The organism is Epibacterium sp. ABV4_022 (genome assembly GCF_056159345.1).
Window position 1 is genome coordinate 911890 of record NZ_JBSWVA010000001.1, and the last position, 13313, is coordinate 925202.

Genomic DNA, 13313 nt, shown 5'->3' on the forward strand with positions numbered 1-13313 from the left:
CGCGCCCGCCGGCAGGACAGGGGGAGGGCACCATGCGGCCTGTGCTTGATTTGATTTATCGTGCGGCGGGGGGGCTGGCAGCTTTCTTCATCGTTGCCATCGTGGCGCTGGTTTTTGCGCAGGTGATCCTGAACCTCGCGGACAAGGTATCCGCGGCGATCTGGGGTGTCGGAGTGGGGCTGACCATTCCCTCCTATTCGGATTTCACCGGTTTTTTCCTCGCGGCATCGAGTTTTCTGGCGCTGGCCTATGCCTTGCGCGCAGGGGGCCACATCCGGGTGACCTTGCTGACCAACACCTTGTCGCCGCGCCTGCGTCGGCTGTTTGAAATCGTGGTGATTGGCCTCGCCCTCGTGATGAGCGGCTATGCCACCTGGTACATGGGGTTGCTGCTGCTGGAATCGCTGGAATTCGGTGATCGCAGCGCTGGCATGGTCTCGGTCCCGCTGTGGTTGCCGCAGAGCCCGGTCGCACTGGGGCTTGCCATCCTCACGCTGGCGCTGGCCGACGAATTGGTCTGCGTCCTGCGCGGTGCTTTTCCCTCCTGGGAGGGAAAAGGCGAAAATCTCTTGGGCGAATAGGGGGTTCCGATGTCGATCACCGCGCTTTCCATCATTCTGCTATTGCTGCTGTTCCTGTTTCTCGGCTCCGGTCTTTGGGTGGCCTTCTCGCTCCTGGGTGTCGGTATCGCCGCCATGGCCCTGTTCACCGAAGCCCCGCTGGGGCTGGTGATGGCCACGACAATGTGGGGCCACAGCAATTCCTGGGCCCTGGCTGCGTTGCCGCTGTTTATCTGGATGGGGGAAATCCTGTTCCGATCCCGTCTGTCCGAGGACATGTTCACCGGCCTGTCACCGTGGATGAACCGTTTGCCGGGGCAGCTGTTGCATGTGAACGTCTTTGCCTGCGGGATCTTCGCGGCGGTGTCCGGATCCTCGGCAGCAACCGCGGCCACCATCGGCAAACTGTCGATCCCGGAGCTGTCCCGCCGGGGCTATCCGGAGAAACTGGTCATTGGCACGCTGGCAGGTTCGGCCACGCTGGGTCTGCTGATTCCGCCGTCGATCATCCTGATCGTCTATGGCGTTGCCACCGAACAGTCGATCGCCCGGCTGTTTGTGGCAGGTGTCCTGCCGGGGGTTCTGCTGGTGGGCCTGTTTGTCGGCTATGTGGTGATCTGGGCATTGCTGAACCGCAACCAGCTGCCGATCGAAGACATGCGGACCAGCTTGAGCGAGCGGCTGATGCGCGCCCGCCGTCTGCTGCCTGTGCTCTTGCTGATCGGCGGCGTGATCGGGTCGATCTATGCGGGGATCGCATCTCCCACCGATGCCGCGGCTGTAGGTGTGGTGCTGGCGCTGGGCCTGTCCTGGGTGTCGGGCTCGCTGAACCGGGAAAGTTTCGTTTCCGGGTTGATGGGGGCGACGGTGACTTCCTGCATGATCGCCTTCATCCTGGCGGGCGCTTCGTTCCTGACCGTGGCCATGGGGTTCACCGGTATTCCACGCAGCCTTGCTGAATGGATTGGCGCACAGGGGCTGTCGACCTTCACGCTGCTGGCGGCCCTCACCGTATTCTTCATCATCATGGGCTGCTTCCTGGATGGGATTTCGGTGGTGGTGCTCACCGCCTCCGTGATCATGCCGATGGTGCTGGAAGCCGGTATTGATCCGCTGTGGTTCGGGATCTTTCTGGTGATCGTGGTGGAGATGTCGCAGATCACGCCGCCGGTGGGCTTCAACCTGTTTGTCCTGCAATCGCTGACTGGGCGCGACATCCTGACCGTGGCGCGGGCGGCGCTGCCGTTCTTCTTCCTGATGATCCTCGCGCTGGTGTTGATCGTGGTGTTCCCATCCATCGTCACCTACCTGCCGGAGCAGATGTGACCCGGATGGCAGAGGCACGCAGCGATATGCAGGAGAGCTTTCCCAAGATCAGGACCGTTGGCGTCGATGGCATGCTGGTCAGTTTTGGCGCAGGTCTGAGCGAGGCAGCCAATCGCGCAGCGCTGGCATTCCGCGCCGCGCTCGCCACCGAAAGCTGGGATGGGATCGAGGAGGTCTCGACCTCGCTGGTGTCGACCTATCTGCGCTTCGACACGGTCCACCTCGATCACGCCGCATTGCGCCGCCGGCTGGAGCAGCTGTTGCGGACGCAGGACTGGTATGCCGCTGAGCTGCCCGGCAAGCGGCGCTTGTGGCGTATTCCTGCGGTTTTTGGCACCGAGCTTGCGCCGCAATTGCCACAGGCTGCGGCGGCGTCTGGTCTCAGCGAGGAGGAGGCGGTTGCCTCCCTCACCGGGGCGCGGGTCCGAGTGCAGACCATCGGTTTTGCGCCGGGACAGCCCTATCTTGGCGAACTGCCCGAAGCCTGGGACATCCCGCGCCAAAGCCAGCTGACCTCGCGCATTCCCGAAGGGGCGCTGGCGGTTGCCATCCGGCAGCTGGTTCTGTTCTCGGTGTCGACACCAACCGGCTGGATGCATGTGGGACAGACGGCGGTCCGGTTGTTTCGACCAGAGGCGGACGAGCCGTTCCTGTTGCGCCCCGGCGATGAGGTCCAGTTCGCGGCGATCGAGGCCGAGCAGCTAGAGGCCCTGCGCCGCGACCCCTTGGGCGGCGCCAGTGCGGAGGCCTTGGAATGAGCCGGACACTCACCATCTTGCGGGCCGGGCCCGGGATGACGGTCCAGGATGCGGGCCGCTCGGGTTGGCTCGAATACGGTTTGTCCCGTGGCGGTGCCATGGACCGTCTGGCGTTGGCAGAGGGCGCGGCGCTGCTTGGACAATCGGCGGAGTGTGCGGCGCTGGAAATGGCCGCAATGGGGGGCGAGTTCGAGGCGCAGGAGGATCTGCGGATCGCCCTGACCGGAGCCCCGATGCGGGCATCCATCGATGGCACTGCGGTGGCGTGGAACGCCAGTCACCTGTTGCCCGCCGGGGCGCGCCTCAGCATCGGGGCGGCCACCTCGGGCAGCTACGGGTATCTGCATGTCGGCGGCGGGATTGCGTCGACGCCCCGTCTTGGGGCGGGATCGGCCCATTTGAGTGCTGGTATCGGTGCGCTGCTGGCCGCGGGCGATGTCCTGAACATCGGGCCGGAGGAGGGGGCGCACACCGGGTTTGGATTGCCGCGCCCGGATCGCTTTGACGGCGGTTCTGTCCGTGTGGTGCCCAGCCTGCAAACCGAGCTTTTCCCGGCGGCGGAGCTGGCGCGCTTCGAGGCGACAGCGTTTCGCCGCAGTGCCCGGGGCAATCGGATGGGCGTGCCGCTGGAGTGTGAGGGCCGGGGCATTGAGCTGGAAGGAGGGCGCACCGTGCTCTCCGAGGTGATCGTGCCCGGAGACATCCAGATCACCGGCGACGGCACGCCGTTTGTGCTGATGGCCGAGTGTCAGACGACCGGGGGCTATCCGAGGATCGGAACGGTTCTGCCCTGTGACTTGCCGGTGCTGGCCCAGGCTGCAGCCGGGGCGCCGCTGCGGTTTCAGTTCGTGTCTCTGGAAGAGGCGCTGACCGCCGAGCGCGAGGACGCGGAGCGTCGCGCGGGGCTCGCGCGCCAGCGGTTTCCGCTGATCCGTGACCCGACGACTATGCCGGATCTGCTATCATACCAACTGATCAGCGGCGCGATCGCCGGTGACGAAGACGTGCTGTAAGGAGCTGACATGACACGAACCGTCGATTTGAACGCGGATATGGGCGAGAGCTTCGGGGCCTGGACGCTGGGGGACGATGCGGCACTGCTGGACATTGTCACATCGGCCAATATCGCTTGTGGTTTCCATGCCGGTGACTGGGACGTGATGGCGGCGACGATGCAGCGCGCGACCGCCAAGGGCACCGGGATCGGCGCGCATCCCGGCTTTGCCGATCTGCACGGGTTCGGGCGTCAACGCATGCAGGTGCCGTTTGCGTCTCTGGCCAACATGGTGCGCTACCAGCTCGGGGCGGCCCAGGGCATGGCGCGCGCCGCCGGTGGCGAGGTGCGCCACCTGAAGCTGCATGGTGCGCTGGCCAATATGGCCTCTGAGAACATCGAGATGGCGCGCTGTTGCTACGAGGCCGCATTGTCGGTTGCGCCCGACATCATCATCATGGTGCTGGCAGGCACTGCCCAGCAGAAAGCGGTCGAGGATCTTGGCTGTGCCGCGGCCTGCGAGATCTTTGCCGACCGGGCCTACAATGATGATGCAACCCTGGTCGACCGCAGCCAGCCCGGCGCCGTGATCCATGATCCCGCCCGCGCCGGTCAGCGCATGGTCGACATGGTCCGCGAGGGGGCCATCATCACCGAGAGCGGCAAGCGCATCGAGACCCGGATTGACACGATCTGCCTGCATGGGGACACGCCCACGGCTGTCTCGATTGCGGCTGCGGTGCGTCAGGCGTTGCAGGAAGATGGTGTTGAGTTGCGCCAATTTGACGGTGCCGTGCTCTAGGCGCCGCGACGGCATTCGCCGACCATCGAACTGCGAGCACTACGGAAAACGCGCATTCCTACGGATAGTCGGGATGCGCCACCCATCTGCCCCCAGCGCGCGAGCTTTCAAGGCAGGCGGCAATGAACCACATCCCGTCCAATCCATCCTGTAGACCGGGCAAGAGGGCACCGATATCGCGGCCGGAGATCAGCTCGGCTGCGTCGGCGTAGAGGGTGGCAAACCCTTCGAGATAGCCCTCCGGATGGCCCGGTGGGACGCGCGTGGCTTCGGTGGCCTCGCCTGCACCTCGTGTGAGCAGCTGCGGCGCGTCGCCAAAGCGGGTGAACCACATCCGGTTTGGATCCTCTTGCGCCCATTCCAGCCCGCCCTTGTCGCCGTAGAGGCGCAAGCGCAAGCCGTTCTCGTTGCCGATCGCCACCTGGCTGGCCCAGATATTGCCGCGAGCGCCCCCTTGCAGGCGCAACAGGATGTGGGCGTTGTCATCCACGGCCCGGTCAGCCACGAAACTGTGCAACTCTGCCAGAAGCGCCTGTGGTTTCAACCCGGTCACAAAGGACATGAGGTTATAGGCATGGGTGCCGATGTCGCCGATCGAACCTGCGCCTGCACGGGCGGGGTCGGTGCGCCAGTCGGCCTGCTTGGTCTGCGTGTCTTCGGCCAGCCAGTCCTGCGCATATTCCACCTGAACCACCCTGGGCGTCCCGAGATCGCCCCTGGCAACCATGCGACGCGCGAGGCGGATCAACGGGTAGCCGGTATAATTATGGGTCAGGATGAAATGCGCCTCCGATGCCCGCGCGGCCTGGCTCAGCGCCTCGGCCTGCGCCTGTGTTGCGGCGAGGGGCTTGTCGCAAATCACATGAATCCCCGCGTTGAGAAAGGCGATCGCAGGCGCCGCATGCAGGTGGTTGGGCGTGACGATCGCGACTGCGTCAATCCCATCCGCGCGGGCGGCTTCGGCGCGGGCCATCTCCTCGAAAGAGGTATAGCTGCGTTCGCCCGCGATCCCGAGCTCTGCCGCGGACGCGGCCGCGCGGCTGGCGTCGGAAGACAAGGCCCCCGCCACCAGATTCCATTTGCCATCAATCCGGGCCGCGATACGGTGCACACCGCCGATAAAGGCGCCTTGACCGCCGCCCACCATGCCAAGTTTCAGTCGTTTTTCAGGTTTGGTCATAGGCCAAGCCTCCTCCTCAGTGTTGCCGCGTTCCGGCAAAGCCTTCGACTTGCGTATATCCGAGTGCGCCCAGATGTGTGAAAATGTCGACCCGCCCGTTGCGCCGCAGCGAAAGGAAAGGCGCCTGGATGCAAGCCCGCACCAACCTGTCCTGTCTTGGATGAAGGGGTTGCATGAAAACGTTAGCGTCAACACCAAAGCAGAGAACCACGCCTGTGTAAACGTTTGCATCTCGCGTCAGGGATACACCCCCGCACGCTCCATGTACCGGCAGTACGCGGCATCCGGGGCGTCCCCATGGGAGCTTCGTCGACAACAGGGCGCGCCCTCTTGCAGAGTGCGCCGTGCTCGCGCACTACTTGAACAGAGCCTATCCTGGGCCGCGTGCGGGACATGCCCGTGCCGGTCTCCACACGCGGTCCCGCAGTCGCGCCCCAAGAGGCCCGGTGGTTTTGCAAAGGTCAGATGAATATGCCGCAGTCTTCCTCGTCGCATGATACCTATGACTATATCATTGTCGGGGGCGGCACCGCGGGCTGCGTCTTGGCAAACCGGCTGAGTGCTGACCCGAAGAGGCGGGTGCTGCTTCTTGAGGCGGGCAAGAACGACGCCTATCACTGGGTGCATATTCCGGTGGGGTATCTCTACTGTATCGGCAACCCCCGCACGGACTGGATGATGAAGACAGCCGGGGAACCGGGGCTCAATGGACGCAGCCTTACCTATCCGCGGGGCAAATTGCTGGGGGGATGCAGTTCGGTCAATGGCATGATCTACATGCGCGGGCAGGCGGCTGACTATGACCTCTGGCGACAGCTGGGCAATCCTGGCTGGGGCTGGGAGGACGTGCTGCCCTATTTTCTGAAATCCGAGGATCATCACGCGGGCGACAGCGATATGCATCGCGCTGGCGGCGAGTGGAAGGTCGCGCGCCAGCGTCTGAAATGGGACATCCTCGACGCGGTGCAGCGCGGCGCCGCCGAATTTGGCATCCTTCCGCGCGCGGATTTCAACGATGGAAACAACGAAGGGTCGGGGTTCTTCGAAGTGAACCAGCACAAAGGGGTGCGCTGGAACACGGCCAAGGCGTTTCTACGCCCTGCGATGAAACGTCCGAACCTGCATGTCCTGACCGAAGCACATGCCGCTCGGCTGGTTCTGGAGGGCCGTCGTGTTACGGGCGTGATCTATCAGCGGCGGGGGCAGACCCATCACGCCGCTGCACGGGCCGAGGTGCTGCTGGCCGCAGGCGCAATCAATTCCCCCAAACTGCTGGAGTTGTCGGGGATCGGCTGTCCGGACGTGCTGGCGAACCAGGGCCTTTCCGTCGCGCATGCCCTGCCCGGGGTGGGCAAGAATTTGCAGGATCACTTGCAGATCCGCACCGTCTACAAGGTGGAGAATGCCCAAACCCTGAATACGATGGCGAACAGTTTCTTTGGCAAGGCCCGGATCGCCTTGCAATACGGCCTGACCCGCAGTGGACCGATGTCCATGGCGCCGAGCCAGTTCGGCATGTTCACCAAATCCCGCCCGGATATTGAGACCCCGGATCTGGAGTATCATGTGCAGCCTTTGTCAACCGACAAGCTGGGGGATCCTTTGCACCCGTTCCCTGCGATCACGGTCTCGGTGTGCAATCTGCGACCGGAAAGCGTTGGATCAACCCACATCCAGAGCACCGATCTGTCACAACAACCGGAAATCCGCCTGAACTACCTGTCGGCCGAAAGCGATCAGGCGGTTGCGCTGGCTTCGATCAAACAGGTGCGAAACATCATGACGGCGCAGGCGCTCTCTGGCTACGCGCCGCAGGAAATCCTGCCCGGATCGCATTGCCACAGCACCGCAGATATCCTGAGTGCCGTGGGCGACATCGCAACAACCATCTTTCACCCGGTTGGCACCTGCAAGATGGGCACCGATCCGGGGGCGGTGGTGGACCCGGAACTCCGGGTCCATGGGCTGCACGGCCTTCGTGTGGTGGATGCGTCGATCATGCCGCGTATTGTCTCTGGCAATACCGCGTCGCCGGTTGTCATGATTGCCGAGAAGGCCGCAGATCTGATTGCGGCGGACGCCAAGCTGCGGGTTTGACAGTCTCTGATTGGCTGATTACTGTCCCGCCGTGCGGTTCAAGCTGCATCCGGACCCGCGGGAAGGGCAGAGCCCACTTGACGCGAAACGCCCATGTTTCATGAACCTTTGTGCTGCCGGATTGCGGGTCGTCGGCGCCAGTTGCACGGAGGTTAATATGAACCTGCTTCCCGAGAATCCCGACATGTCTCAGCTTCGCCGACAGGCAAAGGAGCTGCACGCCCGTTATCGCGCACAAGACACCGCAGCCTTGCAGCGCCTGCGCCAATCCCTCCCCGCGGCCAGGGGCCTGTCGCAGGCAGAGGTAGCGGCAGCCGGCTACCGGTTGCATGACGCGCAATCCTGCCTGGCGCGCGAATATGGCTTTGCGTCCTGGGCAGACCTGAAAGCCTTTGTCGAGGCGGCCCGGCTCAGATCCGGTGATGTGTCAGCGCTGCGGCGTGCTTTCCTGGGCTTTGTCTACGCCGGCGAGGTTGTTGGCGGCATGAACAGGTCCCGGCCCGCTCTCGCCGAACGATTGTTGACGCAATACCCGGAGATCGAGGCGGGCTGTCCGACAACCGCCTGCGCAGTTGGCGACGTCGAGACCGTGCGCGCGGCGATCCTCCGCGACCGGGGCTGGATCCATGCGGCGGGCGGGCCTTTGTCCTTGCCGCCCCTGGTTGCAGCCTGTCACTCCGGTCTGTTGGCGGTTGCAGACAGGCGCCCCGGGATCCTCGACGTGATCCGGCTGCTGCTTGCCGAAGGCGCAAATCCGAACCAGTCCATCGCAAGCCGCTGGCCACCGGCGTCTGTCGAATTTCCGGATGCGACAGTGCCTCTGACGGCGCTTTACGGGGCGGCTGGGGTGAGTTTTGACGCGGATGCTACGCGGCTGCTGCTGGCTGCCGGAGCCGATCCGAATGACAATGAATCGCTCTATCATTCGCTGGATCGGCCCAACTGCACCGCGCTGCTGCTGGCGGCGGGCGCGCAGGTGTCGGGGACAAACGCGTTGTTTCGCTGTCTGGATTTTGATGACCTCGATACGTTTGAAATGCTGCTGTCTCATGCCGCCGGAGCGCCCGAGTTGTCGCATTCTGGTCTGTATTTTCACGCCATTCGCCGCCGCCGTTCGCTGTCGCATTTTCAGGCTTTGCTTGATGCAGGTGTCGATCCCGACACTACGAATGAGGAGGGGATGACACCTGCGGCGTTTGCTCTGCGTCACGGGCTCGCCGAAGTGGCGACCTTGCTTGGCGGCACTGCGGAGCTGTCAGAGACGGATCAGTTCCTTGCTGCCTGTGCGGCGGCTGATCTGGATGCGGCACGCGCGTTGCTGGACGACGCCCCGGATCTGTTTGCCCGGTTGCAGGAGCGTGATCTGCGCCTCTTGCCGGAGCTGGCCGCCGCCGGGGCAACCGCTGCGGTACGGGTCATGGTTGACCTCGGCTGGCCGATCGAGGCGACCGGCGGGGACTGGTCGGCAAGTGCGCTCAATCTTGCTGTGTTCCGGGGCGACAGGGAGCTCACCAGATTTCTGCTGGAGCGGGGCGCGTCCTGGCGTGCCGAGCATGGTTTCGGGGATGACGTGTCAGGTACGCTCTGCTGGGCCTCCCTCAATCGTCCGGTCGAGGGCGGGGACTGGAGCGGCTGCGCAGAGGTCCTGCTGCAACACGGCATGCCTGCGGTGCGGCGGGATCGGACCGATCCTCACACCGTGATCATGGAAGGCCGACCGCGGCAGTTTTCCGAAGACGTGACACGGGTCCTGCTGCAAGAGGGACCGTAGCAGCGGGGCAGGGTGTGCCCGCTCCGCCAATGTCGCGATATGCAATGCGCAGGGGCCGTCGTGCCACATTTCCCTGTCGCGTTGCGGTCCCGGCCTCGTGGATGAGGGCAATCCCGCTGACGGATCAGCGCCGCACCGGATCAAAGTCCCGACCGCCACATGCGGATGAAACAAAGCCGCCCGCGACGGTTCGCGGGCGGCCTCAGTCTATCAGAAATCCCAGTCTTCGTCCTCGGTCGCAACCGCCTTGCCGATCACATAGCTCGACCCGGATCCGGAGAAGAAGTCGTGGTTTTCATCCGATCCAGGCGACAGCGCTGCCATGATCGCCGGGTTCACACGACAGGTCTCTTCCGGGAACAATGCCTCAAACCCGAGGTTCTGCAGAGCCTTGTTGGCATTGTAGTGCAGGAAGTTCTTTACATCTTCGGTGAGCCCCAACCCATCATAGAGCTGCTCTGTATAGCGCGCCTCAATGTCATAAAGGTCAAACAGCAAACCAAAGGCAAAATCCTTCAGCTCCTTGCGCTCCGCCTCGTTCAAACGCTCCATGCCGCGCTGGAACTTGTAGCCGATGTAATAGCCGTGGATGGCTTCATCGCGGATGATCAGGCGGATAAGGTCGGCAGTGTTGGTCAGGCGTGCGCGGCTTGACCAGTGCATCGGCAGATAAAAGCCCGAATAGAACAAGAAGCTTTCAAGGAACACGCTGGCGATCTTCTTGCGCAGCGGCGAGGCGGTGGCATCGTATTCGTCAAGGATCAGCCGGGATTTGGCCTGCAGATGCTCATTCTCCGCCGACCAGCGGAACGCCTCATCCACCTCAGTGGTTTGACACAGGGTAGAGAACACCGAGGAATAGGACCGCGCATGCACCGCCTCCATAAAGGCAATATTGCTAAGCACCGCCTCCTCATGCGGGGTGATCGCATCCTGCATCAGCGTCGGCGCACCCACGGCATTCTGGATCGTATCCAGCAGTGTCAGACCGGTGAACACCCGAATGGTCAGGGTCTGTTCGTCCGGGGTCAGCTGTGACCAGGACTGAATGTCGTTGGACAGCGGCACCTTCTCCGGCAACCAGAAGTTCACCGTCAGACGGTTCCAGATCTCCAGATCCTTGTCGTCCTGCAGCCGGTTCCAGTTGATCGCTTTCGGGACGGCGCGGGCTTGGGTCATGTCTTTCATACACTCAATCTCAGCAGCTTGGGGCCGGGCCCCTTCATCTTTTCCAAAATACCTCGGGGGAGGCCACGGATGTGGCCGGGGGCAGCGCCCCCTCCCGGTTTACAGCGAACAGGACACGCAGCCCTCGACCTCGGTGCCTTCCAGCGCCTGCTGGCGCAGGCGGATGTAGTAGATCGTCTTGATCCCTTTCTTCCACGCATAGATTTGCGCGCGGTTGATGTCTCGGGTCGACGCCTCCGCCGGGAAAAACAGGGTCAGCGACAGCCCCTGATCGACGTGCTGCGTCGCCGCCGCATAGGTGTCGATGATCGCCTCGGGACCGATGTCATAGGCATCGCGGTAATACTCGAGGTTGTCGTTGGTCATATAGGGCGCGGGATAGTAGACGCGACCGATCTTGCCTTCCTTGCGGATCTCGATCTTGGCGGTGATCGGGTGGATCGAAGAGGTGGCGTAGTTGATATAGCTGATCGAGCCAGTGGGCGGGACCGCCTGCAGATTGCGGTTATAAAGCCCGTGCTTCATCACCTTGTCGCGCAGCGCTTCCCAGTCCTTGCGGGTCGGGATCTCAATGCCTGCGGCTTCAAACAGCTCTTTGACCCGGTCGGTTTCCGGCAGCCAGTCCTGATCGACATATTTCTCAAAGAAGCTGCCATCGGCATAGGCCGAGTCCTCAAAGCCTTTGAACTTTGCCTTCTTCTCTTTTGCCAAGGCGTTAGAGGCGCTGAGCGCATGATACAGCACGGTGCAGAAGTAGATATTGGTGAAATCCACCCCTTCTGCGCTGCCGTAATGGATGCGCTCGCGGGCGAGGTAACCATGCAGGTTCATCTGACCGAGACCAATCGCATGGCCTTCCTCGTTGCCCTTGCGGATGGAAGGCACAGAATCGATGCTCGACATTTCCGACACTGCATTGAGCGCGCGGATTGCGGTGCCCACGGTGCTGGCAAGATCGCCACCATCCATCGCACGTGCGATGTTCATGGAGCCGAGGTTGCAGGAAATATCCGTGCCCATCTGCGCATAAGACAAATCGTCGTTGAACGCGGAGGCCTCGTTCACCTGCAGGATTTCGGAACAGAGGTTCGACATGGCAATGCGGCCCGCGATCGGGTTTGCGGCATTCACCGTGTCCTCGAACATGATGTAGGGATAGCCGGATTCAAACTGGATCTCGGCAATGGTCTGGAAGAACGCGCGCGCGTTGATCTTCTTTTTGCGGATCTGCGGGTTGTCGACCATCTCGTGATATTTCTCGGTGACCGAGATTTCCGAGAAGGCCTGACCGTAGACTTTTTCCACGTCATGCGGCGAGAACAGATACATGTCCTCGTTCTTCTTGGCGAGCTGGAAGGTGATATCCGGGATCACCACGCCCAGCGACAGCGTCTTGATGCGGATTTTCTCATCCGCATTTTCGCGCTTGGTATCCAGGAAACGTAGAATATCCGGGTGATGCGCGTTCAGATAGACCGCGCCGGCGCCCTGACGCGCGCCCAGCTGGTTGGCATAAGAAAAACTGTCCTCAAGAAGCTTCATCACCGGGATGACGCCCGAAGACTGGTTCTCGATGCCCTTGATCGGGGCGCCGTGTTCACGAATGTTGGTCAGCATCAAGGCCACGCCACCGCCGCGTTTCGACAGTTGCAGGGCGGAGTTGATGCCGCGCCCGATCGACTCCATGTTGTCTTCGAGGCGCAACAGGAAGCAGGACACAAACTCACCGCGCGCCTTTTTGCCCGCATTGAGGAAGGTCGGCGTTGCGGGCTGGAAGCGGCCGTCGATGATCTCCGACATCAGCTTCATCGCGAGTTTTTCATCCCCGCGCGCCAGCGTCAGCGCATTCATCACCACCCGGTCCTCGTAACGCTCCAGATAGCGCTGACCGTCACGGGTTTTCAGCGTGTAGGACGTGTAATATTTGAACGCGCCGAGGAAAGACGGGAAGCGGAATTTCTTGCCATAGGCCGCGTCCCAGATCTTGCGCTGGAAATTGAGCGAGTATTGATCCAGCACTTCGGGTTCGTAATAGCCTTCCTCAACCAGGTAGCGCAGCTTCTCGTCCAGCGAGTGGAAGAAGACGGTGTTCTGGTTCACATGCTGAAGAAAATACTGCCGGGCCGCCATGCGGTCAGCCTCGAACTGGATGTTGCCCTCGTCATCGTAGAGGTTCAACATCGCATTCAGCGCGTGATAGTCGAGGTCGGCGGTTACGCTTGCGTCAAGCATGTCTGCTGCTCCTGTGCCGCCCAGAACCGGGCGAGGCCCGCGCGGATGCGGGCGATGTCTGTTTCGGTTCCCGCCAACTCAAAGCGGTAGAGGACGGGGACATTGCATTTTTTGGCGATCACATCCCCGGCGAGGGCGAAGGTGGTGCCAAAGTTGCGGTTGCCCCCGGCAATCACGCCCCGCAGAAGGGCACGATTGCGCGCGTTGTTCAGAAATTTGATGACCGGTTTCGGCACCGCGCCACGCCCTTCGCCATCGGCAAAGGTGGGCGTGACCAAAACATAGGGCGCATCTACGTCCGGGAAAGGCTCTGTCTGCGGCAGCCGCAGAGCCTCCAGCCCCAGTTGCTCCATCAAACGGGCCGTATTGCCCGAACGGGAGGAGTAGTAGACAAGCCCGGCCACT

11 protein-coding genes are annotated in these 13313 nt (G+C 62.5%); 7 read left to right on the forward strand and 4 right to left on the reverse strand.

Going from position 1 to position 13313, the window contains the following annotated elements; genetic code table 11:
- Positions 1 to 32 precede the first annotated feature (32 nt).
- From ACXAF5_RS04410 to ACXAF5_RS04430, 5 genes are read left to right on the forward strand one after another with little or no spacing between them, the layout of a single operon-like run.
- The gene (locus ACXAF5_RS04410; RefSeq protein WP_239319060.1) at positions 33 to 581 is read left to right on the forward strand and encodes a TRAP transporter small permease; all 549 of its coding nucleotides are present in this window, start codon (positions 33 to 35) and stop codon (positions 579 to 581) included.
- Between the two features lie 9 nt (positions 582 to 590).
- Complete coding sequence (locus tag ACXAF5_RS04415) at positions 591 to 1886, forward strand: TRAP transporter large permease (RefSeq protein WP_474945677.1); 1296 nt, start codon at positions 591 to 593, stop codon at positions 1884 to 1886.
- Positions 1887 to 1891: 5 nt separating this feature from the next.
- Positions 1892 to 2644, forward strand: coding sequence for a 5-oxoprolinase subunit B family protein (locus ACXAF5_RS04420; protein WP_474947799.1), 753 nt, complete (start codon positions 1892 to 1894; stop codon positions 2642 to 2644).
- Positions 2641 to 3657, forward strand: coding sequence for a 5-oxoprolinase subunit C family protein (locus tag ACXAF5_RS04425; protein WP_474945678.1), 1017 nt, complete (start codon positions 2641 to 2643; stop codon positions 3655 to 3657). Before ACXAF5_RS04420 ends, ACXAF5_RS04425 begins: the two co-directional genes overlap by 4 nt.
- 9 nt (positions 3658 to 3666) lie before the next feature.
- Positions 3667 to 4440, forward strand: coding sequence for a LamB/YcsF family protein (locus ACXAF5_RS04430; protein ID WP_474945679.1), 774 nt, complete (start codon positions 3667 to 3669; stop codon positions 4438 to 4440).
- Positions 4441 to 4498: 58 nt separating this feature from the next.
- On the opposite strand, the gene ACXAF5_RS04435 is transcribed toward ACXAF5_RS04430, so the two are convergent.
- Positions 4499 to 5620, reverse strand: coding sequence for a Gfo/Idh/MocA family protein (locus tag ACXAF5_RS04435; RefSeq protein ID WP_474945680.1), 1122 nt, complete (start codon positions 5618 to 5620; stop codon positions 4499 to 4501).
- Between the two features lie 471 nt (positions 5621 to 6091).
- Here ACXAF5_RS04435 and ACXAF5_RS04440 point away from each other — a divergent pair, with 471 nt between their 5' ends.
- Both ACXAF5_RS04440 and ACXAF5_RS04445 read left to right on the forward strand, forming a co-directional pair.
- A complete protein-coding gene (locus ACXAF5_RS04440) occupies positions 6092 to 7717 on the forward strand; it encodes a GMC family oxidoreductase (protein ID WP_474945681.1) in 1626 nt (541 codons plus the stop codon).
- A 157-nt stretch (positions 7718 to 7874) separates the two neighbouring features.
- Positions 7875 to 9488: an ankyrin repeat domain-containing protein gene (locus ACXAF5_RS04445; RefSeq protein ID WP_474945682.1), complete on the forward strand. Its 1614-nt coding sequence runs from the start codon at positions 7875 to 7877 to the stop codon at positions 9486 to 9488.
- A 210-nt stretch (positions 9489 to 9698) separates the two neighbouring features.
- Here ACXAF5_RS04445 and nrdF read toward each other — a convergent pair whose 3' ends face one another.
- The 3 genes from nrdF to nrdI all read right to left on the reverse strand — a co-directional run bounded on the left by nrdF (position 9699) and on the right by nrdI (position 13312).
- The gene (gene nrdF, locus ACXAF5_RS04450; RefSeq protein ID WP_474945683.1) at positions 9699 to 10676 is read right to left on the reverse strand and encodes a class 1b ribonucleoside-diphosphate reductase subunit beta; all 978 of its coding nucleotides are present in this window, start codon (positions 10674 to 10676) and stop codon (positions 9699 to 9701) included.
- 99 nt (positions 10677 to 10775) lie between these two features.
- Entirely contained in the window at positions 10776 to 12908 is a 2133-nt protein-coding gene (nrdE, locus tag ACXAF5_RS04455) for a class 1b ribonucleoside-diphosphate reductase subunit alpha (RefSeq protein WP_474945684.1), read from the reverse strand.
- Positions 12890 to 13312 carry a class Ib ribonucleoside-diphosphate reductase assembly flavoprotein NrdI gene (gene nrdI, locus ACXAF5_RS04460; protein ID WP_239319079.1) on the reverse strand — a complete coding sequence of 141 codons (423 nt, stop codon included), beginning with the start codon at positions 13310 to 13312 and terminating at the stop codon, positions 12890 to 12892. The genes nrdE and nrdI overlap by 19 nt, the downstream gene beginning before the upstream one ends.
- Between the last annotated feature and the right edge of the window lies 1 nt (position 13313).

Coding starts and splice junctions, on each gene's coding strand:
- nrdE (WP_474945684.1), bottom strand. CDS start 12,908: ATGCTTGACGCAAGCGTAACCGCCGACCTCGACTATCACGCGCTGAAT.
- ACXAF5_RS04425 (WP_474945678.1), top strand. CDS start 2,641: ATGAGCCGGACACTCACCATCTTGCGGGCCGGGCCCGGGATGACGGTC.
- ACXAF5_RS04435 (WP_474945680.1), bottom strand. CDS start 5,620: ATGACCAAACCTGAAAAACGACTGAAACTTGGCATGGTGGGCGGCGGT.
- ACXAF5_RS04415 (WP_474945677.1), top strand. CDS start 591: ATGTCGATCACCGCGCTTTCCATCATTCTGCTATTGCTGCTGTTCCTG.
- ACXAF5_RS04420 (WP_474947799.1), top strand. CDS start 1,892: ATGGCAGAGGCACGCAGCGATATGCAGGAGAGCTTTCCCAAGATCAGG.
- ACXAF5_RS04445 (WP_474945682.1), top strand. CDS start 7,875: ATGAACCTGCTTCCCGAGAATCCCGACATGTCTCAGCTTCGCCGACAG.
- ACXAF5_RS04430 (WP_474945679.1), top strand. CDS start 3,667: ATGACACGAACCGTCGATTTGAACGCGGATATGGGCGAGAGCTTCGGG.
- ACXAF5_RS04440 (WP_474945681.1), top strand. CDS start 6,092: ATGCCGCAGTCTTCCTCGTCGCATGATACCTATGACTATATCATTGTC.
- nrdF (WP_474945683.1), bottom strand. CDS start 10,676: ATGAAAGACATGACCCAAGCCCGCGCCGTCCCGAAAGCGATCAACTGG.
- ACXAF5_RS04410 (WP_239319060.1), top strand. CDS start 33: ATGCGGCCTGTGCTTGATTTGATTTATCGTGCGGCGGGGGGGCTGGCA.